General features: G+C 44.0%; 20 protein-coding genes and 1 pseudogene. 15 read left to right on the forward strand and 6 right to left on the reverse strand.

The features are described from left to right. Positions 1-414, forward strand: coding sequence for a secondary thiamine-phosphate synthase enzyme YjbQ (locus BMW45_RS13720; RefSeq protein WP_242883023.1), 414 nt, complete (start codon positions 1-3; stop codon positions 412-414). A gap of 169 nt (positions 415-583) precedes the next feature. On the opposite strand, the gene BMW45_RS13725 is transcribed toward BMW45_RS13720, so the two are convergent. Further along, the gene (locus tag BMW45_RS13725) at positions 584-1,945 is read right to left on the reverse strand and encodes an MATE family efflux transporter (RefSeq protein ID WP_025234379.1); all 1,362 of its coding nucleotides are present in this window, start codon (positions 1,943-1,945) and stop codon (positions 584-586) included. A 465-nt stretch (positions 1,946-2,410) separates the two neighbouring features. On the opposite strand from BMW45_RS13725, the gene BMW45_RS13730 reads away from it, so the two are divergent. The 3 genes from BMW45_RS13730 to BMW45_RS13740 are packed head-to-tail and all read left to right on the forward strand — an operon-like array spanning position 2,411 to position 5,810. Then, positions 2,411-3,199, forward strand: coding sequence for an electron transfer flavoprotein subunit beta/FixA family protein (locus BMW45_RS13730; protein ID WP_092244567.1), 789 nt, complete (start codon positions 2,411-2,413; stop codon positions 3,197-3,199). A gap of 11 nt (positions 3,200-3,210) precedes the next feature. Next, positions 3,211-4,404, forward strand: a complete 1,194-nt coding sequence (locus tag BMW45_RS13735; RefSeq protein ID WP_092244570.1) for an electron transfer flavoprotein subunit alpha — start codon at positions 3,211-3,213, stop codon at positions 4,402-4,404. 2 nt (positions 4,405-4,406) lie between these two features. Continuing rightward, positions 4,407-5,810 carry an FAD-binding oxidoreductase gene (locus BMW45_RS13740; RefSeq protein ID WP_092244573.1) on the forward strand — a complete coding sequence of 468 codons (1,404 nt, stop codon included), beginning with the start codon at positions 4,407-4,409 and terminating at the stop codon, positions 5,808-5,810. 218 nt (positions 5,811-6,028) lie between these two features. Here the strand turns inward: BMW45_RS13740 and BMW45_RS13745 are convergent, their stop codons facing one another. From BMW45_RS13745 to BMW45_RS13755, 3 genes are read right to left on the reverse strand one after another with little or no spacing between them, the layout of a single operon-like run. Beyond that, positions 6,029-7,651, reverse strand: a complete 1,623-nt coding sequence (locus tag BMW45_RS13745; protein ID WP_092244576.1) for a toll/interleukin-1 receptor domain-containing protein — start codon at positions 7,649-7,651, stop codon at positions 6,029-6,031. Positions 7,652-7,674: 23 nt separating this feature from the next. Next, the gene (locus BMW45_RS13750) at positions 7,675-8,364 is read right to left on the reverse strand and encodes a hypothetical protein (protein WP_092244579.1); all 690 of its coding nucleotides are present in this window, start codon (positions 8,362-8,364) and stop codon (positions 7,675-7,677) included. Positions 8,365-8,395: 31 nt separating this feature from the next. Continuing rightward, the gene (locus BMW45_RS13755; protein ID WP_092244582.1) at positions 8,396-9,574 is read right to left on the reverse strand and encodes an SPFH domain-containing protein; all 1,179 of its coding nucleotides are present in this window, start codon (positions 9,572-9,574) and stop codon (positions 8,396-8,398) included. A 321-nt stretch (positions 9,575-9,895) separates the two neighbouring features. Here BMW45_RS13755 and BMW45_RS13760 point away from each other — a divergent pair, with 321 nt between their 5' ends. Then, complete coding sequence (locus BMW45_RS13760) at positions 9,896-10,324, forward strand: DUF6508 domain-containing protein (RefSeq protein WP_092244585.1); 429 nt, start codon at positions 9,896-9,898, stop codon at positions 10,322-10,324. Between the two features lie 136 nt (positions 10,325-10,460). On the opposite strand, the gene BMW45_RS13765 is transcribed toward BMW45_RS13760, so the two are convergent. Together BMW45_RS13765 and BMW45_RS13770 are read right to left on the reverse strand one after the other, a co-directional pair. Next, positions 10,461-11,258: an ABC transporter permease gene (locus tag BMW45_RS13765; protein WP_092244588.1), complete on the reverse strand. Its 798-nt coding sequence runs from the start codon at positions 11,256-11,258 to the stop codon at positions 10,461-10,463. Then, positions 11,251-12,018 (reverse strand): ABC transporter ATP-binding protein, encoded by a 768-nt coding sequence (locus BMW45_RS13770; protein WP_054790293.1) that lies wholly within the window; start codon positions 12,016-12,018, stop codon positions 11,251-11,253. Before BMW45_RS13770 ends, BMW45_RS13765 begins: the two co-directional genes overlap by 8 nt. 323 nt (positions 12,019-12,341) lie before the next feature. On the opposite strand from BMW45_RS13770, the gene BMW45_RS13775 reads away from it, so the two are divergent. From BMW45_RS13775 to BMW45_RS13820, 10 genes and pseudogenes are all read left to right on the forward strand, one after another. Next, positions 12,342-12,809 carry a ribosome maturation factor RimP gene (locus tag BMW45_RS13775; protein ID WP_038284797.1) on the forward strand — a complete coding sequence of 156 codons (468 nt, stop codon included), beginning with the start codon at positions 12,342-12,344 and terminating at the stop codon, positions 12,807-12,809. 29 nt (positions 12,810-12,838) lie between these two features. Then, positions 12,839-14,014 (forward strand): transcription termination factor NusA, encoded by a 1,176-nt coding sequence (nusA, locus tag BMW45_RS13780; protein WP_029702002.1) that lies wholly within the window; start codon positions 12,839-12,841, stop codon positions 14,012-14,014. A 47-nt stretch (positions 14,015-14,061) separates the two neighbouring features. Then, positions 14,062-14,331 (forward strand): RNase P modulator RnpM, encoded by a 270-nt coding sequence (gene rnpM, locus BMW45_RS13785; protein ID WP_092244591.1) that lies wholly within the window; start codon positions 14,062-14,064, stop codon positions 14,329-14,331. Next, a pseudogene (locus BMW45_RS13790) lies at positions 14,324-14,650 on the forward strand (L7Ae/L30e/S12e/Gadd45 family ribosomal protein); the annotation flags it as partial. The gene rnpM and the pseudogene BMW45_RS13790, both read left to right, overlap by 8 nt. Positions 14,651-14,708: 58 nt before the next feature. After that, a complete protein-coding gene (gene infB, locus BMW45_RS13795; RefSeq protein WP_092244594.1) occupies positions 14,709-17,933 on the forward strand; it encodes a translation initiation factor IF-2 in 3,225 nt (1,074 codons plus the stop codon). 87 nt (positions 17,934-18,020) lie between these two features. After that, a complete protein-coding gene (gene rbfA / locus BMW45_RS13800) occupies positions 18,021-18,383 on the forward strand; it encodes a 30S ribosome-binding factor RbfA (protein WP_025234370.1) in 363 nt (120 codons plus the stop codon). Between the two features lie 12 nt (positions 18,384-18,395). Continuing rightward, positions 18,396-19,346, forward strand: a complete 951-nt coding sequence (locus tag BMW45_RS13805) for a DHH family phosphoesterase (RefSeq protein WP_092244597.1) — start codon at positions 18,396-18,398, stop codon at positions 19,344-19,346. 11 nt (positions 19,347-19,357) lie between these two features. Next, positions 19,358-20,263, forward strand: coding sequence for a tRNA pseudouridine(55) synthase TruB (gene truB / locus BMW45_RS13810; protein ID WP_092244600.1), 906 nt, complete (start codon positions 19,358-19,360; stop codon positions 20,261-20,263). Between the two features lie 99 nt (positions 20,264-20,362). Then, positions 20,363-21,316, forward strand: coding sequence for a bifunctional riboflavin kinase/FAD synthetase (locus BMW45_RS13815; RefSeq protein WP_166433353.1), 954 nt, complete (start codon positions 20,363-20,365; stop codon positions 21,314-21,316). A 33-nt stretch (positions 21,317-21,349) separates the two neighbouring features. Next, a complete protein-coding gene (locus BMW45_RS13820; protein ID WP_092244606.1) occupies positions 21,350-22,393 on the forward strand; it encodes a C40 family peptidase in 1,044 nt (347 codons plus the stop codon). Positions 22,394-22,401: the final 8 nt, after the last annotated feature.

The raw sequence follows: 22,401 nt of genomic DNA on the forward strand, positions 1-22,401 counted from the left end.
ATGATGAACGAATGTAAAAAGTTTAAAATTAGTACAGGATTTAATGAAGTGGTGCCACTCACGGATACGGTGAAACTTTATGTGGAACAGCTCGGAATAAAGGAAGGACAGTGTGTGGTATTTACCCCGCATACGACAGCAGGACTTACCATTACATCTTTCTGGGATCCAAGAGGATTTGAGGATATTATGGATGAAATTGACCGCCTGATTCCCACAAGGATTAATTTTAAACATCAGCATGATACGCCTCAGGACGCGGCAGGCCATGTGAAATCTTCCCTGATTGGAGTGAATTTATCCATTCCGATCCACGAGGGAAAGCTGATGCTGGGGCACTCTCAAGGGATTTATTTCTTGGAGTTTGATGGGCCGAGAAACCGGGAATACATGGTCAGCGTGCTTGGCGAATGAGAATTATTTCCCAGTCCGGAACCATCAGACAAAAAAATTGACCGTCTATGAATAAAAGCAGAAAAGGGGTGCATAGTACTCCTTTTCTGCTTTTATAAGGTTTTTTGATGGTATTTACAGAGTCTTTATTGCTAGCCTGCGATTAAGAAAAGCGTGTATATCCTATTTATCAGTAGTTTATGTCGGAAACCCATTTAACCCTGAAAATCAGGATTGTAGTAATAATGGCGGCCATGTAATTGGAAAACAGGTTGCCCCAGAATACGGAATAAAAGCTTAGAAATTGCTCCGTTGCCAATATAAATATGTACCGCAGGAGCCATACCCGCAGCAAGCTGATGAAGAGAGTGATCCGGGTCTTTCCCAGTCCGATAAAAGCCCCCTGCTGGACCATACAGATGCCAAATCCGATCACGGAATAGGTATAAATATGAAGCGCCTGGTTCGCCACGGCCAGAACAGAGGCGTCCCTGGTAAATAACACCGTAAGCTTAGAAGACAGAGGAACGACCAGGGCGATCAAAAGGGCAGCAGTGATTGCACTTATGACACAGCCCACCAAACAAGCCTTTTTTGCCTTTTCCGGCTGGTTTGCTCCCACGTTCATGCTGACCATGGTAGTGACGGCTGAACCGAAGGATGAAGGCAGTATGAAGCATATTGAGGTAATGTTATTGGCAATTCCCTGCCCATTTAAAACAACGGCTCCGTATTTTTCCACTTCATTGTTGATGAGGAAGAATCCCAGGTTTAGCATCAGACTGGAAAGCATGGCAGGAAAGCCTATGCGCATAAGGGTGTTGATGATGGTCCAGTCAAACCGGAAGCCTTTCAGGACAAAGCGCTCTCCTGTCTTCTTTAAAAACAATTCATAGTACATCCATCCGGTAATTAAAAAATTAGATGCCAGGGATGCCATGACAGAACCTACAAGACCCCAGTGGAAAACAACGATAAAGAGGGCACTGAAAATGATTTTTAAAATCAGCATGATCACCATTCTGACAAAGGTATCCTCCGGCTTGCCATTGGCATTCTTTATGGAATTATAAATAGATTCCATGAAGGAAAACGGTGTCACACAGGCGCTCAATGCAAGATAGACAAAGACATCGTGAGAAATCTCTTCATTTACATGGGCAGATATGGGAAAGGCAAGGGCAATCAGCAGTGGTGCCAGGAGAAAACCCAGTAAAAAGGTAAAAACGATGATTTGAGTGGAAATCTTCCGGCTATGTTTAAAGTTGCCGTTTCCATTAGACTGCCCGATGATGGCCATTCCAGCCACACTCACTCCCTGAGCCAGGGCAGAGATCATATTTACAATGGGGGTGCAGTATGTAACAGCGCTTGCCGCCTGGGTTCCTACGAGATTGTTGAGAAACAGACCGTCGATGACCGGTATGGCGGATTGGATGAGACCCATCATAAGAGTGGGGACGGAAAGAAATAATATGGTCGCGGAAACAGATCCGTTAAGAATTAAATCCCTCCGTTGCTCATTACTTTGTTTTAAAAAATTTGATTGCATGGTCGATTCACCTGATTAGTAGATTTGCGGTAGAGTTTTCGGTCAATACCGTACAATTTTTAAATATACACTTGGAGAAAAAGAAAGTCAAGTAAACTTTTGCTATGGTTTTTATTTTGCTGTAATAAGGAAGCAACAGTCTGCGGAGTTTTAAACCAGTGGTTCCTATAAAACTGTGAAATCAAATTAAATATCCAGGAGAATGAATAATTAACAAATGATAGGGTCGATTTCAAAACAAGCATATCGTTTTATGTAAAAATAGATTATTTGTTTCATAGAATGGAATGTCTTTTTTTTACAAAATACGGAAAATAAGGTATAATATAGGGCAGATTAATCAGTCCGGTCTGGCTGGCTGCAAGTTATTAAATCAAACAGTGAAATTCAGCGCTGCTTTCATTATAATTGCCGGCTGTATCACGTATTTTGGAAGTAGGGTTTATTAGGAAAGGAAGAAAAAGAATGAAGATCCTTGTTTGTATCAAACAGGTACCTGACAGCAATAAAGTTGAGGTGGATCCTGTTACAGGCGTGTTAAAAAGAGACGGAGCGGCTTCAAAGATGAATCCCTATGACTTGTATGCCATAGAAACTGCCCTTCGGATCAAAGAGAAAACCGGAGGCCTTGTTGACGTTATTTCCATGGGACCTCCGCAGGCCATGCAGGTCATTAAGGAAGCATTTTCCATGGGGGCAGACCATGGAACGCTTTTGTCAGACAGACGTTTTGGAGGAGCTGATGTCCTTGCGACCAGCTATACCCTGGCACAGGGAATTAAGGCAATGAGAGAGTATGATTTAATTCTCTGCGGAAAGCAGACCACAGACGGGGATACCGCACAGGTAGGCCCGGAAATAGCGGAATGGTTAAACCTTCCAAGCGTATCTAATGTCGTGAGAATCCGGAAGTTGGAAGAAGATGGAATTACGGTAGATATGGATCTTCCTGATGAGGTAGAGGTGGCTAAAGTAAAATTCCCATGTCTGTTAGCAGTGGATAAAGATATTTTTCAGCCAAGACTCCCGTCATATGTAAAAAAATTAAAGACCAAGGACAGAAAGATTCAGGTTCTTACCCTTGATGATATGAAGGATAAGGACGAAATGAATTACGGTCTTAACGGATCACCCACTCAGGTACAAAAGATCTTCCCGCCGGAAACAAACGATAAAAAGGAAGTGTGGGATGAGTCGGAAGATGTGCTTGCGAAAAAGCTGTTTGACAAGATGGAAGAGCTGAAGTTTGTTTAGGAGGTGAAGCAATGGCTAGGTTAATCATACATCAGGAGAGAATTTCTGATCGTCAGGAATTGATAAAAATCTGTCCCTTTGGAGCGCTGGAGGAGCAGGATGGAAAAGTTATCGTAAATGCTGCCTGCAAGATGTGCCGCCTTTGTGTAAAAAAGGGGCCTGAGGGTGCAGTAGAGTATGTGGAGGACGTGAAAAAAACCGGGATCAACAAAGACAAATGGAAGGGAATTGCTGTTTATGCAGACCATGTAGACGGCGTCGTTCATCCGGTCACCTATGAACTGATTGGAAAGGCAAAGGAGATGGTGGCAGTTACCGGGCAGGAGGTATATGTTCTGTTCATGGGAAAGGATATCCGTGAAAAAAGTGAAGAAATCCTTCATTATGGAGCTGATAAAGTCTTCCTATATGATAAGGAGGAGCTGGCCCGTTTTAAAATAGAGCCCTATACAGCAGTCTTTGAAGATTTTATAAGTAAAGTCAGGCCCTCTTCCATTCTGGTAGGAGCAACCACCGTAGGACGTCAGCTTGCGCCAAGAGTAGCTGCCAGAATGAAAACTGGTCTGACTGCGGACTGTACCATTCTGGAAATGAATGAAAATACGGATTTATCCCAGATCCGGCCAGCCTTTGGCGGCAACATTATGGCTCATATCAAGACCCCAAACCATCGTCCTCAGATCGCTACCGTCCGGTATAAAATCATGAATGCCCCTGCCCGCTCGGAAGTTACATCGGGAGAAATCGTGAACTGTGATATCGATAAGGGAAAGCTTGTCTGTCATGTGGAGGTCATTGATATTCTTCCAAAGGAGAAGGAGACCTTTATTGAGAATTCTGAAGTTCTGGTGGTTGCTGGAAGAGGAGTGAAAAAAGAAGAGGATTTAAGCATGCTCCGGGAGCTGGCAGATCTTATGGGAGGCCAGGTGGCATGCACCAGACCGATGGCTGAATCCGGCTGGTTGGATGCAAAATATCAGATTGGCTTAAGCGGACGTACGGTCAGGCCGAAGCTGATCATCACCTGTGGAGTTTCCGGTGCCATTCAGTTTGTGGCAGGCATGAACCATTCAGATACCATTTTTGCAATCAACAAAGACCCCAAGGCGCCGATCTTCAAATCAGCTCATTATTGTCTGGTAGGCGATCTCTATGAAATTCTCCCTAAACTGATTGCAAGGATAAAAGAGAAGAAAGGAGTATAATCATGGAATATACAAAACTGGACAAAGATGATATTGCTTACATAAAAAGTATCCTTCTGGACGAGGAGCGTATTCTGATCGGTGATTTTATTAATGAAGAGTACAGTCATGATGAATTAAGCAGTACCAGCAGCTATCCTGACATTGTAGTGAAAGCAAAATCAGCAGAAGAGATATCTGAAATCATGAAGTATGCCTATAAAAATGTCATCCCTGTGACTCCGAGAGGTGCCGGTACCGGTCTGGTGGGGTCATCCGTAGCCATGGAACACGGAATCATGATAGATACCACGCTGATGAATCATGTACTTGAACTGGATGAGGATAATCTGACAATTACTGTGGAGCCAGGTGTTCTGCTGATGGAGCTTTCTGCTTACGTGGAAGATCATGATCTGTTCTACCCGCCGGATCCAGGCGAAAAATCTGCTACCATTGGTGGCAACATCAGCACCAATGCAGGAGGCATGCGCGCCGTGAAATATGGAGTGACACGTGATTATGTAAGGGGTCTGGAAGTTGTTCTTCCAAGTGGTGAGATTACGGAATTCGGAGGTAAGGTCGTAAAAAACAGCTCCGGGTATGCCCTTAAGGATTTAATGGTCGGAGCGGAGGGAACTCTTGGTTTTATTACAAAGGCCACGTTAAAGCTGATTCCCCGCCCCAAGATGGTGATCAGTCTGTTGATTCCGTTCCCTACCCTGGATCATGCAATCAATACGGTTCCTTTAATTGTCAAATCAAAGACCATTCCCACAGCCATTGAATTCATGCAGCGGGAAGTTATTATTGATGCAGAGCAGTATTTAGGAAAGGCATTTCCAGATAAGCAGTCAGACGCTTATCTGCTCTTAAAATTTGACGGAAATTCAGCAGAAGAAATTGAACAGGCATATGACAGCGTTGCAAAGCTCTGCCTGGAACAGGGCGCCCTTGATGTTCTGATTTCTGATACGGAGGAGAGAGAAGATTCCATCTGGAAGGCCAGGGGAGCATTCCTGGAAGCCATCAAAGGCTCTACCACCTACATGGATGAGGTCGATATGGTCGTTCCAAGAAGCTCAGTTAATGAAATGGTCACCTATCTGCATGGCCTGCAAAAAGAGTGTGAGTTAAGGATTAAATGCTTCGGGCATGCGGGAGACGGGAACCTCCATGCCTATATGCTGAAAGATGATTTAAGCGACGAGGAATGGGAAAAACGTATGGGCAAAGCTATGGAGAAAGTTTATGAAAAGGCCAGGAAGCTGGGAGGCCAGGTGTCCGGAGAACATGGCATTGGTTTTGCAAAGAAGCCTTACCTTAGGGAATCTCTCCCGGAGGTGAATCTAATTCTGATGAACGGAATTAAAAAGGTGTTTGACCCTAATAATATTTTAAATCCTCACAAGATTGCCCAGATGTAACGGATTGAAGCCTTGCAGGTAATAAAAGAGCTTTAGCCTTATGGATAAATACAAATCTATAAGGCTAAGACTACTTTTTAAATTTAATCTTCTTCTCCAGGAAATGCAATCCCCTGATACAAAATAGCCGATACAATACAAAGGATCACGATTCTCACCACCACCAGATCCATCTTAAAGAACTAGAGTACGAAACGATATGGGTTGGGGCTCCAATATTACCAGCCCTTCCCATATTGTTCCCGTGTTTTTCGCATCAGCTCGTACAATCCTGTAAGCTCTTTATCAACTTCAGCCTTTTTCGCCCATTGAAATATGTTAAGTTTCATATTGATCTTTTCAAGTTCTTTTATTCGTTCTCTCAACGAGTTCATGGTATCTGTATACTCTTGTTCAAAGCGTTCTTTTTCCTCTTTGGCACGTTCTTTTGCAATGCGTTTTTCATTTGCTAAAGTGCGACTTATACTTGCTTTATCACTCGAATCTTTATATTCCTTTATACTATCAAATAATTTAGCAGCATATAAATATTCTTCCTCGGTCTCGGCCTCCTGCATTTTACCTAACCCCGTTTGATAAATATCCTCTTTGCGTTCACTTTCCAATCGATCCATAATTTTTTGATTGTAGCCTTCAAGAGTCGTTTTAAAACTATCATCGGCGAATCGAACAGCTTTTTTGTAGTCAGGATATTTATCAAGAGGAGTATTAAGGGAAATTATTTCATCTGGATAATGTAGTTTTAACGTAACTAGGAGTTTATAGAAATATGCCTGTGCGTTTCTTGGTTCTAAGTCTAACGCTCGATTACAATATTCATCGGCTTCTCGATAATTACCATCTTCAAGAAAAAGGCTGACACGGTCTAACAATTGAGTAACGCCAGGTGTCAAATATGGCATATTAACAGTTCCCTGAGAATGACTGTCTTTTTTTTCGTCGGAAGCAGACAGCATTTTCTTTATTCCCCGTATTAAGTCCTGGATAAAACCTATCTTTGTCATATCCTGGCTTTGAAGTAGAGACAATTCTTCGGGTAAATCGTAGGCATCCATATCGCTGTAACAAGGAATCAAAAGTTTGCTTCTATCTTTTTTTGTCATTGCCAGATATCGACTCCATTCATTTTTGACCCATGTGGCATTAAAATGCTCCGGTTTAGTACCAATTACGACCATAACCTTTGCACTATTTAAAGCGGCAAATATGTAAGGTTCATATTGTTGACCGAGTTTGTCCTCTAGAGAGATTCGAGCGAAAAATACTTTATAGCCTTCATCGGTTAACTGGTAATAGACATCTTGTGCTATTGTGCTATCTTTTGTGCGGCTTCCACCTTCCGTCGTTTCCTTATAGCAAATAAAAACATCATACGCCTTTTCTTTTATGGATATCGAAAGAATACTTTTTTGTATTTCGGCAATGCATTTTGCCTCTGACTCATAAAGCTTTTTTGTGTAGAGGTCTTCTGCGTTTTCAAACGCTGCAAGATAATCCGCATCTGCCAAAATCGAATCACTTTGTACACGATGGCAAGTTGGAATCCGTTCATGTGACTGAGGGTCTTCCACATATTCGATTCCATATCTTGACAACACGAGCCCCCAATGTGCTTCTGCTGATAAGGAATCAATATTAAGGATGTTCTCATACGCTATTGACGCTTTATCAAAGTCATTCTGGCGTCTAAAATGATTCGCTCGGTTATAAAGGTTTGTTATCTGCTCGTCAGTCGCTTTAGGTAAAGTCATTGTGCTGCCGCAATGGTCACAGGTCCCATATGTTTGATTAGCGGCAGCTTCGATATCCCCACCGCACATTTTACATTTTAATAATGCCATAGTAATACCTCCTCAATAATACGCTATTTCATTGTTTTACATTTTCTATTACGGTCAGAGATTAGTTGCTGAAGTTCATCACAACAGGATTTTATTATTGATGAATCAAAGGTAGTTATTGCATCTGTAAGACCAGCTATTTTTGATTCAATCTTGTTTTCAATTGTCGCGAGCTGTGGATTGCTCATTGGATCGCTGTAGCGTATTGCTTCTGCAAGGTTTTTTAACATCTTTTTTGTAACTTTATCTGGGGCTTTGCTAACCAGGTTTTCTATATCTGTCTGCAAGGATTTAATATAAAAAACATTTCCCTTTACTTTTAAATCAATACGTTCAACTTCTCCTTTTGCAATGTTCGTAGCAATCAGGCCAATCATGCATGCTCCAAAGAGAACCGCATTTAGTACGAATCCATATTGGAATGGAATATCGGCTAAAATCATCTCTAACACACCGATAATTAGTTGTGCAATTAGATAACACCACACAAGAGAAAGCAGCGTACAACCATAGACTTTGCTTCTAAGTCCCTCTCGTCCGAATGCATAAAAGCCAACACTAGCAGTCAGTAAAATTGCCGCCATTGAGAAAACGTATCCGGTCCAAAACATACCCCCTCGGTTGAATGGGAGCACAAAAGCAATCAAGTTATAAACAGCGAGTAAGATAAACACTATTACGAGGGATAAGCCCTTATTTTTTGAGATATTCATAAATATAAATCCTCCTTATAAATCGGTCCAATTATAGGCTGTTCAGCAGTTTTTTCTTTTCTTCATCAAATTCCTCATCAGAGAGAATTCCTGTCTCTTTCATTAACTTCAGCTTTTCTAGTTTTTGTTTAAAAGAAGCCATTTCATCAGAACCTGCCAAAGGTCCTTTTCCAGATTCAGCAGGCGTATTTGTAAAATTGTTTTTCAATTCGTCCGTTTGCGACATGACAGGATGAATGGCATCGGTAGTAATGCCAGCCACCACTGAACCCATGCTACCAGCAATACCTCCCATCATTCCGAGCCCAATACCGGCACTGGAAAGATTCCCAACTCCTTCATTTTGGGCAACCTTCTCAGCGATATCAAAACCTCGTTCCGATTGATAGGTATATCCTTCTTGCGCCCTTTTCTGAGCCATTGCAGCAGATTCAATAACCAATCTCTGTGCGCTGGTTTGCTGGTCGATTATTCCCACCTTTTGTCTTAATTGTGCGTTCGCGACATCAGCATATTGTCGAATATGTATATCCTGAAAGGACTCATATGCTTTATCTCCCTCCGGCTTCACAATCGTTGTAACAAAAAAACGTTCAAGTGACAGGCCATAATCAGCAAAGTCGGGAGTCAATTGTTTGTGCAAAGCAGTTGAAAGCTCATCCATACGTGAATCAACTTCAAATATGCCGAATTCGCTGTTCTGCATTGTTTGAGCCAGATATGGTTTTACTTTAGCCATTAGAAAAATACGGAACATCTGCGTAAGCCCTGCTTTATCAATGGATTTTTCCGTTCCAACAAGTTTTATAAGCAGTTTTCTGGAATCGTCAACACGCAATGACATTTCACCTGACGCCCCAATTTTTAACGGGAATTTATAGGAGGGCTCCATGTACTGAACCTGGCTATCTGTCCCCCATTTAATTGACATTATTTCAGCCTTATTAATAAAATAGACTTCACAATGAAAAGGTGTTTGGTCATTCGTTGGTGCACTCAGGAACTTTCTTACTAAGGGAATATTTTGTGTTTCAAGTGTATGGCGTCCTGGACCAAACAGGTCTAACGCCTGACCATTCATAAAAAAAATTGCTTCCTGAGACTCATGGACGATCAGTTGAGTTCCAGTGTTAAAATCTTCAACATCTGATTTCCATATAAAAGTGCTGTTATCTCCTTCATACTTGACAATTTGAAATATATTTGCCATTGTGCGCCCTCCCGTAATACTTTTATTTAATAAATCTTTTTAAATGGTGGTTTCCTTTTAAATAAATCAATTAATGAATCTATGACAAATCCACTTTTTGTTTAGGAAGTTAAAATTACATAATTGAAACTCTCAGTATTAGTTATACATTATGTTGTTAAATGATTCAATATGTAAAGGGGAATTTAAACACAAATAAACCATCACGATATCGCTACAAAATAGACAAATAATATATTTTGATATAGTATATAAACAATAGGTAATTTAGAAGAAAAGTTTATTAATTAGATAAGGTTATATTTTCAGGAGATAAAGTGCATGGCAGAGAGATTTGAAATATTGACAAAATATATATCACAGCTTGCAAAAGCTGAGTACGGTAATTGGATAATTGATAAAGAAAATAAAGGAAATGTAGAAAATCCTATTCGAATGTCATTTGTTAATTATTCAGATTTTGTCAGTGCATTCATACAAGATGTATATAAAACCATAGATGACAATGAAGATATGGATTTAAATCATTATGGAGAAATTCTGGAAAAGAATGGTCTTGAATGGGGAATTATATCTATGAAAGAAGCAGAGGTGTCGTCATTAGATGCTCAGTGTATCATGGCTCTTATAACAGGAGCAGTCCGTGCTGAACGGTTCTGTGATGGAACGTTACTGGATTTCATTAAAAGTGGCTGTATTGCAAAATGGCTGAATAGATTAAAGGAAGTAGATTCCCGTATGTGTTATTGAGCAAATATAATTATCGGTAAAGTAAACATTTGACTATTGGTAAAATCATGGGGATAGAGTAGGATAAGGATAAAAGGAACTTCTGCAGCATGTTTAATTAATATACTGTGAAAGTTCCTTTTATCAAGTGAAAAAGTTAAAATTTAATCTTCTTCTCCAGCAAAGCAATCCCCTGATACAAAATTGCCGATACAATACACAGGATCACGATGCTCATTACCACCAGATCCATTTTAAATACCTGGCTTCCATAGATAATCAAATATCCCAGTCCTTTATTTGCCGCCAAAAATTCTCCAATGATGACACCAACCAGACAAAGACCGATATTGACCTTTGTATTGCTGATGATAAGAGGCACAGAACCAGGTAGAAGTACCTTGAAAAGAACATCCTTTTTCTTACCGCCCAGGGAATAGATTAACTTGATCATGTCAGGATCTACCTGGGAAAAACCGGTATGGAGCGTCATGATGCATCCAAAAACGGCCACAGAAATGGAAGCAACAATGATGGTCTTAATATTATTGCCCAGCCATACAATTAAGATGGGAGCAAGGGCGGATTTTGGAAGGCTGTTAAGCATGACAAGATAAGGCTCCAATACTTCCGATACACTGCGGCTGGACCATAAAAAAACAGCGATCAGCAGGCCTGAGACAGTGACCAGGGCAAAGCTTATGAGGGTTTCCATTACGGTTACCCCGATGTGCATAAAAATGCTTTTGTCCACTACCATATTAAGAAAGCAGATGGTCACACGGGAAGGTGAGCTGAATATGAAGTCATTGATCATGCCCAGTCTTGCACACAGCTCCCAAAGAGAAAGAAGCAGTACCAGCAGCATGGTACGCCACACTCTGACATTGCGGCGGTGCAGCTTTTCCTTTTCAATAAACTCCTGTTGGGCTAAGGTGGGATGAGTCTCAATCATGATTCTGCAGCTCCTTCCATACCTGATTAAAGTAAACAGAAAATTCCGGCATGTTTCGCCGTGTCAAAGGCCGTATATCGTCGCCTCCGAAGGAAACAGGTACGATGGCTTTTATTTTGCCGGGCCTGCTTGTCAGTACGATGACTCTGTCGGCAACACTGATAGCTTCGGAAAGGTCATGTGTGATAAGAATCGCAGTTTTATGAGTGCTTTTTATAATGGAACTGATGTCATCACAGACGGAAAGCCTGGTTTGATAGTCCAATGCGGAAAATGGTTCGTCTAATAAAAGAAGGTCCGGTTCCAGGGCCAGGGTGCGGACCAGTGCGGCACGCTGCCGCATACCTCCGGACAGTTCAGACGGCTTTGCCTGCTCAAAGCTTCCAAGGCCGTAAGTATGGAGCATCTGATGCAGCTTTTCTTTGGAGCTTTTGTTTCGCTTTTTCTGAATTTCCAGCCCCAGTTCGGCATTTCCCATAATAGTACGCCATTCAAAAAGGTGATCCCGCTGCAGCATGTAACCGATATTGACGCCGGATTTTGCCTGGGAGACGCCGTCAATTAAGATTTCACCTTCGTCAGGTTCTAATAATCCGCTAAGAAGAGATAGAAGGGTAGATTTCCCGCAGCCGGATGGGCCGACGATTGCAAGAAATTCTCCGTTATCTGCAGTAAATGATATATTGGAAAGGGCCAGTGTCTCACCCTCAAGGGAATGATAGGAGTAACTGATCCCGCGAACTTCCAGTTTTGGCTTCATGGGTCCTCCTTATATGACAGATTTGATCTGATATAGTGTTATGATATGTACAAAAAAAAGGAGTGTGAAGGACCAGACCTTCTTCTCTATGATATAAAATGCCGGATTGCTGTTTTTTTCCTTTTTTCACAGCCTGATGATTGGCCGCTACAGGAAAAGCCAATAAATTGGTGGAATAGATGGCGGAAATGCTGGAAAAATAAGAAAAAACCCTTGCAATGGAGTATAAACGGTGTTATACTGTCTACGATAACATGACAGTTAGCGGATAAAGAGTGGGCGAAAGTCCACTCTTTCAATTTGTTTGGAAAGGTGGGAGAAAGATGGCGAAGAGAGAAGAGTACGAGGCAAAGACAGAAAGCTTTTTGCTGCCCCTTATGGAAGAAAATAATTTCGAACTGGTAGATGTAGAGTACGTAAAAGAAGCAGGAAACTGGTATCTGCGGGCTTATATAGATAAAGAAGGTGGGATTACGGTAGATGATTGCGAAACCATAAGCCGCAGGCTGGGAGACTGGCTGGATGAAAAGGATTTTATTGCGGACAGTTACATTTTAGAGGTAAGCTCTCCGGGGCTTGGAAGACCGCTAAAAAAAGATAAAGACTTTAATAGAAGTATCGGAAAAGATGTGGATATTAAGTTATATAAGCCTTTAAACAAACAGAAGGATTTTACAGGAACGCTTACATCCTATGACAGGGAAACAGTGACCATTACCCAGGAAGACGGAATAGAGCTTGTGTTGAACCGCCCGGAAATCGCTTTGATCCGGCTGGCATTTGATTTCTAAACAGTAAGAGATATTAGGAGGATAAAAAAATGAATAAGGAACTGTTAGAAGCACTGAATATTCTGGAGAAGGAGAATAATATCAGCAAGGATACCCTGTTAGAGGCAATCGAAAATTCTCTCCTTACGGCGTGCAAGAACCATTTCGGAAAAGCGGATAATATCAAGGTCAGCATCAATCGTGAAACCTGTGATTTCAATGTATTTGCAGAAAAAGAAGTGGTGGAAACAGTTGAAGATCCCCTGTTGCAGATCAGCCTGGCAGATGCAAAGATGGCAGATCCAAAATACGATATCGGCGATGTGATCCATTGCCAGATCGACTCAAAAAAGTTTGGAAGAATCGCTACACAGAATGCAAAGAACGTGATCCTGCAGAAGATCCGTGAGGAAGGCAGAAAATCTCTCTTTAACGACTGGTACTGCCAGGAGAGAGAAGTTGTCACAGGAATTGTGCAGAGATATCTGGGCAGGAATGTAAGCATTAATCTGGGCAAAGTAGATGCCATTCTGAATGAAACAGAAATGGTAAAAGGAGAAGTGTTTAAAGCCACAGAGAGAATCAAAGTGTTCGTTCTGGAAGTTAAGGATACTCCCAAAGGCCCAAGGATTTCCGTATCCAGAACTCATCCGGACCTTGTAAAACGCCTGTTTGAATCCGAGGTTGCAGAGGTGAAAGACGGAACCGTGGAAATCAAGGCAATTGCAAGAGAAGCAGGTTCCAGAACAAAAATTGCTGTTAAATCCAATGATGCCAATGTAGATCCGGTAGGTGCATGTGTAGGCTTAAACGGTGCAAGGGTTAACTCCATAGTGAATGAGTTAAGAGGAGAGAAAATCGATATCATCAACTGGGATGAGAATCCGGCCTATTTGATTGAAAATGCATTAAGCCCGGCAAAGGTTATCTGTGTTGTTGCAGATGAGGAATCAAAGGAAGCTCAGGTTATTGTTCCGGATTATCAATTATCACTGGCCATCGGCAAGGAAGGGCAGAACGCAAGGCTTGCAGCACGTCTTACCGGATATAAGATTGACATTAAGAGTGAGACGCAGGCAAGAGAACTCGGTCTGTTTGAGGAGCTGGGGCTTGATTATCAGGAAGCTGGATCTGGATTTGAAAGCTTTGGAAATGAAAACCATGACAGTGGAAACAGCGAAACGCAGAACTACCAGGAAGAGTATCAGGACGACTACCAGGAATAAGACCTGGCTGGTGATTACCAGTATAAAAAACAGGAAGTGATGGAAACGTGAGTACAAAGAAATTACCGCTCAGACAGTGCATCGGCTGTGGTGAGATGAAAAATAAAAAAGAAATGATTCGTGTACTGAAAACCTCAGAGGATGAGATTCTTCTTGATACAACCGGACGTAAAAACGGACGGGGAGCTTATCTCTGCCCTTCTATGGAATGTTTTAAGAAGGCAGTAAAGAGCAAGGGACTTGAGCGTTCCTTCAAGATGGCGATTCCGAAAGAAGTCTACGAAGCATTGGAAAAGGAGATGGAACAGTTTGAATGACAGACAAAAGATCCTTAATCTGATTGGTCTGGCCACAAAAGCAGGAAAGACTGTAAGCGGAGAATTCATGACAGAAAAGACCGTAAAAACTGGGAAAGCATCATTAGTAATCATATCTGAGGAGGCCTCGGAGAATACTAAGAAAATGTTTACCAATATGTGTACTTACTATGAGGTTCCAATCTACTTTTTAGGGGGAAAAGATGAACTGGGCCACGCTATGGGGAAAGAGATGAGAGCATCCCTTGCTATCGTGGATCATGGGTTTGCAAAGGCAGTCGTGAAACTGATGAATACAAAGGTCGGTAGTGAATGTGAAGAGGACCTTTCACATCTACCGGTATGTGCTGCAGAGCGCGCACAGAATGGAGGAAAGCATGAGAGTATATGATCTGGCAAAAGAACTGGGAAAAGACAGTAGTAAGGAGATACTGGATATCTTGGAAAAACATAATATAAATTTAAAGAGCTCTTCCAACGTCACGGATGAGCAGGCGGCAATCGTGAAAAAAGAAGTAGGCGGCCACAACCGGGGAACCGCTCCGGTACAATCCAATTCACCGGATGGGGATGATTCCGATGCGCCGAAGAAAAAAATTGCGGCGGTATTCAGACCGCAGAATGCGCAGATGAAGCCTCAGGGACAGCATTCCCAGTCGCAGGGCGGAAGATCTTTTCAGTCTGACCGACAGAACGGAGATTCAAGAAATCGTCAGGTTTCAGAGCAGTCTTTATCAGGAGCTGAATTAACAAGAGAGCAGAATACAGAAAACCTGGAAGGTGGAAGACCCCAGGGAGGCTACCAGGGCAACCGCGACAACCGTGACGGAAGACCTCAGGGAGGCTATCAGGGAAACCGTGACAACCGTGAAGGAAGACCCCAGGGAGGTTATCAGGGCAATCGTGACGGAAGACCGCAGGGCCAGGGAGGCTACCAGGGCAACCGTGACGGAAGACCACAGGGCCAGGGAGGCTACCAGGGCAACCGTGACGGAAGACCACAGGGCCAGGGAGGCTACCAGGGCAACCGTGACGGAAGACCACAGGGCCAGGGAGGTTATCAGGGCAACCGTGACGGAAGACCACAGGGCCAGGGAGGTTATCAGGGCAACCGTGATGGAAGACCACAGGGCCAGGGAGGCTACCAGGGCAATCGTGATGGAAGACCGCAGGGCCAGGGAGGCTACCAGGGCAACCGTGATGGAAGACCACAGGGCCAGGGAGGCTACCAGGGCAACCGTGATGGAAGACCACAGGGTCAGGGAGGCTATCAGGGCAATCGTGACGGAAGACCACAGGGCCAGGGAGGCTACCAGGGTAACCGTGACGGAAGACCACAGGGTCAGGGAGGCTACCAGGGCAACCGCGACGGAAGACCGCAGGGCGGTGGCTACCAGGGTAACCGTGATGGAAGACCACAGGGCCAGGGAGGCTATCAGGGCAACCGTGATGGAAGACCACAGGGTCAGGGAGGCTATCAGGGTAACCGTGACGGAAGACCACAGGGCCAGGGAGGCTACCAGGGTAACCGTGACGGAAGACCGCAGGGCCAGGGAGGCTACCAGGGCAACCGTGACGGAAGACCACAGGGCCAGGGAGGCTACCAGGGTAACCGTGACGGAAGACCACAGGGACAACGTACAGGCAGAGATGCTGGTCCTAAGACAGGTTCCTTTGATACTCCAATCCAGGCAAAGCCTACCAGCAACAGGGCTGCAAAGAACACTTATAAAAATGGCAGATTTGATAAGAGAGATAAAGATGACGAGGCTAAGAAAAGAGCACAGGGCAAAGGTGGAAAGCCGTATCCGGTTCAGCCTCCGGTGCATGTAGAGCCTAAGGTAGAAGAGATAAAGACCATAACTCTCCCAGATATCATGACGATTAAGGAACTGGCTGAGAAGATGAAGCTTCAGCCATCTGCCATTGTAAAGAAGCTGTTCTTACAGGGTAAAATCGTTACTCTTAATACGGAAATCGATTATGACCAGGCGGAAGAGATCGCTTTGGGATATGATGTTCTCTGCGAGAAAGAAATAAAAATAGATGTTATTGAAGAACTGCTGAAAGAGGCTGATGAAAATGAGGCAGATAAGGTTTCCAGACCGCCGGTAGTCTGCGTTATGGGCCATGTTGACCATGGTAAAACATCCCTTCTTGATGCGATCCGCCAAAGCCATGTAACCTCCAGAGAGGCAGGCGGGATCACGCAGCATATTGGTGCTTATACCGTTGAAGTAAACGGAGAAAAGATCACATTTTTGGATACTCCGGGACACGAGGCCTTTACCGCTATGCGTATGAGAGGTGCTCAGTCTACTGATATCGCAATTCTTGTAGTAGCAGCTGATGACGGTGTGATGCCTCAGACTGTGGAGGCAATCAACCATGCCAAGGCAGCTGAAGTGGAGATCATTGTCGCCATTAATAAGATTGATAAACCAAGTGCCAATATTGACAAGGTAAAGCAGGAATTATCTGAATATGAACTGATTCCTGAGGACTGGGGCGGAAGTACCATATTTGTTCCGGTTTCTGCCCATACAAAGGATGGCATCAAAGAACTTCTGGAAATGATCCTTCTAACCTCAGAAGTAAAGGAATTAAAGGCAAATCCGAACCGCCGGGCAAGAGGTCTTATTATTGAGGCCGAACTTGATAAGGGCAAAGGGCCGGTAGCTACTGTACTGGTACAGAAGGGAACCCTTCGGGTAGGTGACACGGTTACCGCTGGTTCCTGTTACGGAAAAGTCCGTGCCATGATGGATGATAAGGGCCGCAGAGTAAAAGAGGCAGGTCCATCCACACCGGTTGAAATTTTAGGACTTAATGACGTTCCAAATGCAGGCGAAGTCCTGGTTGGAACCGAAAATGAAAAAGAAGCAAGAACCTTTGCTGAGACATTTATTTCCGAAGGTAAGAATAAATTACTGGAAGATACAAAGGCTAAGTTATCACTGGATGATTTATTCAGTCAGATCAAAGCCGGCAACATCAAGGAGCTTCCGCTTATCGTGAAAGCAGATGTACAGGGTTCCGTGGAAGCGGTAAAGCAGAGCCTTGTGAAGCTGTCTAACGAAGAGGTTATGGTAAAGGTGATTCACGGAGGCGTAGGCGCAATTAATGAGTCTGACGTTTCCCTGGCTTCCGCATCCAATGCGATCATCATCGGCTTTAACGTAAGGCCTGATGTAACTGCAAAATCCATTGCAGACCGGGAAAAAGTGGATATGAGACTTTACAAGGTAATCTATCAGGCTATTGAGGATGTAGAGGCAGCGATGAAGGGCATGCTTGATCCGATATTTGAAGAGAAGATCATCGGCCACGCAATTGTGCGCCAGACCTTTAAGGCATCCGGAGTAGGTACCATTGCAGGCTCCTATGTAATGGACGGTAAGTTCCAGAGAGGCTGCAGCGTCCGCATCACACGTGCCGGAGAGCAGACCTACGATGGTCCTCTGGCTTCCTTAAAGAGATTTAAGGATGATGTGAAGGAAGTTGCAACAGGTTATGAGTGCGGCCTTGTATTTGAGAAATTTAATGATATTCAGGAAGACGATATGATTGAAGCATATGCCATGGTTGAGGTTCCCCGCTAGGAACCTGCATCCTGGAATTTTGAAAAGATGAGCCCGTAATGCGGGCTGGTCTTTTTGAAACTGCGGACAAAATGCGAAAGGAATAACATGCGTAAAAACAGTATAAAGAATACCAGAATCAACATGGAGGTCCAGAGGGAGTTAAGTGAGATCATCCGTCTGGAAATCAAAGATCCAAGAATCCATCCCATGACTACCGTGGTTGACGTTTCAGTTACCCCGGATTTAAAATACTGTAAGGCATTCATCAGTATTCTGGGAGATGAGGAGGCCGGTAAGGCTACCATTGAAGGATTAAAAAGTGCAGAAGGTTACATCCGCCGTGAATTAGCAAGGAGAGTAAACCTTCGCAACACCCCGGAGATCAAGTTTATTTTGGATCAGTCCATTGAATATGGAGTTAATATGTCCAAATTAATAGACGAGGTAACAAAAGATATCAGAGATTAGGGAGGTGCCCTTGTGAGTTTTTTTGACACAGTGCTTGAAGATGTGAAAACGGTAGCAATCATGGGTCATGTCCGTCCGGACGGGGACTGCGTTGGTTCCTGTCTGGCGGCTTACAACTATCTGGAACAGCATCATCCGCAAGTGGAAGCGGTGGTTTATCTTGAGACCCCTCCTTCCAAATTTGATTATCTCAGGAATTTTGACCGCATTGTCAGTGACTTTTCAGAGGATAAGGAATATGATCTCTGTGTTTGCCTTGACAGCAGTGATACGCTCCGGTTTGGGGAGGCAGCAAAGTTCTTAAATACCGCAAAAAAAAGTCTCTGTGTGGATCACCACGTTACCAATTTAAGATACGCAAAAGAGAATATTGTACAGGATGATTCAAGTTCGACCTGCGAGGTGCTTTACGGCCTCTTAGATGAAAATAAGATTACCAGGGAAATAGCAGAATGCATTTATACCGGAATTATCCATGATACCGGAGTGTTTAAATACGACTGCACTTCAAAAAGGACGATGGAAATTGCAGGGAAGCTGATGGAAAAGGGAATCGACTTTTCAAAGATCATCGATGAAAGTTTTTACCGGAAGACCTATATCCAGAATCAGATTCTGGGAAGGGCTTTATTAGAGAGCATAACCTTTCACGACAACCGTTGCATTTTCAGTGCCATCAGCAAAAAGGAAATGGATTTCTACGATGTTACCGGTGCTGATATGGATGGAATCATTGATCAGCTTCGAATCACCGAGGGTGTGGAATGTGCCATATTCATGTATGAAATCTCATGCAGGGAGTATAAGGTGAGTCTGCGCTCTACCACGGATCTTGATGTGAGCAAAATTGCCGTTTATTTCGGCGGCGGCGGTCATAAGAAAGCGGCCGGCTGTACCATGGCAGGAAGTGTTCATGATGTGATCAACAATCTGTCAAATCAGATTGCAAAACAGCTTAACTAGGAGACGGATCAATGGCAGACGGCATCATCAATGTATACAAGGAAAAAGGATTTACCTCTCATGACGTTGTGGCGAAAATGAGAGGTATTTTAAAGCAGAAAAAAATAGGGCATACAGGAACCCTGGATCCTATGGCAGAGGGAGTATTACCCGTATGCCTGGGAAAGGCGACGAAGCTTTGCGATATGCTGACAGATAAGACCAAAACCTATGAGGCGGTCCTGCTTCTGGGCAGGGAAACTGATACCCAGGATACTACGGGAGAAATTCTTAAGGAATATCCGGTCAAGGCAGATGAGGCCCAGGTGAAGGAAGCCGTACTCAGCTTTCTTGGTCATTACGATCAGATACCACCCATGTATTCTGCGCTAAAGGTGGATGGAAAAAAGCTTTATGAACTGGCCAGAGCCGGAAAAGAAGTGGAGCGGAAAGCCAGGCCTGTGGAGATTTTAGAGATTACTGTAGACCGGATCCAGCTCCCCCGGGTTACCATGACTGTAACCTGTTCCAAGGGAACCTATATCAGAACCCTTTGCTATGACATCGGGAGAAAGCTTGGCTGCGGAGGGTGCATGGAATCCCTTCTCCGCACCCAGGTTTCCGGGTTTTGTTTAGAGGACAGCCTGACCCTGGCACAGATCGAGGAGCTTCGGGATGATGGAACCCTGGAGAATCATATTCTTGCTGTGGACAAGGTGTTTTCGGAATATCCGGCACTTAAGATGAAACAGGATTTTGACAAGCTGGTGCACAATGGGAACCCCTTTTACAGGAATCAGGCGGAGGGAGATTCTATGTTACCTGACGGACCTGTAAGAGTATATGACAGCAGGAACCAGTTTATTGGAGTTTACGTACCTGACAGGGAGAAGGAGCTTCTTAAGCCTCAAAAGGTATTTCTGGGAGGAACGCCTTAAGGCATACCTTTTGCCCGGAAAGTAGGGCAGGAAAGAGGAAACCCCTTCCAGGGATCCCTATATGCCCTGAGAAACCGGGCAGAAAAGAGGAAATGAATCATGGAATATATAACCGGAACCAGAGAATTTCAGATTGAAGAGCCTGCAATCGTAACCCTGGGAAAATTCGACGGACGCCACAGAGGCCACCAGAAGCTGTTAAAGCGGATGGGAGAGCTAAAGGCAGCCAAAGGGTATAAAACGGCTGTCCTTACCTTTGATATGGCCCCCATTACCCTCATGACAGGAAGCCCCCAAAAGGCCATTACTACCAATCTGGAGAGAAAAAACAATCTGGAGAAGATCGGCATCGATTATCTGGTGGAATACCCTTTTACAGAGGAAACCTCGCATATGGAGCCGGAGGAATTCGTAGAGCTTGTTCTGGCAGGCCAGATGAATGCCAGGATCATCGTAGTTGGTACGGATTGTACCTTTGGGTACCAGGGAGCGGGAAATGCGGACAGCCTTTACCAGTGGAAAGACCGGTATGGTTATGAACTGATCGTTATTCCGAAAGAGCAGGATGACCACCGGGATATCAGCAGTACCTACATCAGAGAGCAGCTGGATGCCGGAAATATGGAAAAGGCCAACGAGCTTTTGGGAGAGCCATATGCCATACATGGAACCGTGGTCCACGGCAACCATATTGGAGGAGCGGTTCTTGGATTTCCAACGGCCAATATTCTGCCTTCGCCGGAGAAACACCTTCCTTTATTCGGCGTGTATGTGTCCAAAGTATATGTGGACGGTACTTATTATGGGGGCATTACGAATATCGGAAGAAAGCCCACGGTGGAGGGAAATTCACCTGTTGTAGCAGAAACCTTTATTTATGGTATAAATGAGGATATATATGGAAAGACTATAGAAGTACAGCTTTTGCATTTTGTCCGTCCTGAACGGAAATTTGAAGGGCTGGAACAATTAAAAGCACAGATCGGGAAGGATAGAGAATACGGGATGCGGTATTTAAAAGACCTTTCAGATCAGCAAATCACTCATTTGTAAAGGAAAGGCCATAACTTGCGAAGGAAAGTGCATATGACTGACAAAGCATGGAAGGTACTAGGCTTTGCTATAGCATGCGGCAGTGCCGTATGGATAGGAACAGCAGATGTACAGGCCGCAAAATCAGAACCTAACCTTAAGACCGGTTCGCCAGTAGCAGGCATTTCGGTCTACATGGATCAATATCAGGAATCCATGAAACAGGAGGGAACGGAAACGCCGGCCGGTCTTACGCAGGAAAAAATGAGGTATGGAACCTTCAACTCAATCTTTCAGAATCTTGGGGTGAGTGTGGTGGAGGATTCCTTGAACATCAGAAAAGAACCAAAGAATGATGCGGAAATCGTGGGGAAATTGAGAAACCATGCCGGCAGCAGTGTGCTGTCAGAAGAAAATGGCTGGTATAAAATAAAGTCAGGGCAAGTAACCGGATATGTATACGGAAAATATCTGGCCACCGGACAAGATGCCAGAGCAATTGCCTACTATAACATGAAGCTGATGCTCCGGGTAGACACTGAAACCCTTCGGGTCCGCAGCAAACCGAATACGGATTCTGAAGTACTGGGCAAGATTCATGAGGGTGAAACATATCCTTTTATCTCCCATAACGGGGGATGGGCAAAAATCCAATATAATGGTCAGACAGCCTATGCCTATGTACCAGAAAATGCCACAATCGCATTTACCATACCTGAAGCGGAAAAAAACAGTGACCTTCGCAATCAGGTTGTAAACTATGCGGTCGGGTTTGTGGGGAACCCATATCGATGGGGCGGCACCAATCCTAATACAGGGGCGGACTGCTCCGGTTTTGTCCAGTATGTGATGGAGCATGCCGCAGGAGTTCATTTAGACCGTACCTCCAGGCAGCAGGCCGAAGAGGGAGAAGTCATACCAGCGTCCAGCATGGAGCCTGGCGACTTGCTGTTCTATGCAAGCGGAAGGCAAATCGACCATGTGGCCATGTATATTGGAAAGGGAAAAATCGTCCATGCGGCAAACCGCAGGAGTGGGATCAAAATCTCCACCTGGAATTACAGAAAGCCAGTCACCATACGGCGGGTGATTCCATGACAATGATA

The organism is Lacrimispora sphenoides (assembly GCF_900105215.1).
Lineage (GTDB): Bacteria > Bacillota > Clostridia > Lachnospirales > Lachnospiraceae > Lacrimispora > Lacrimispora sphenoides_A.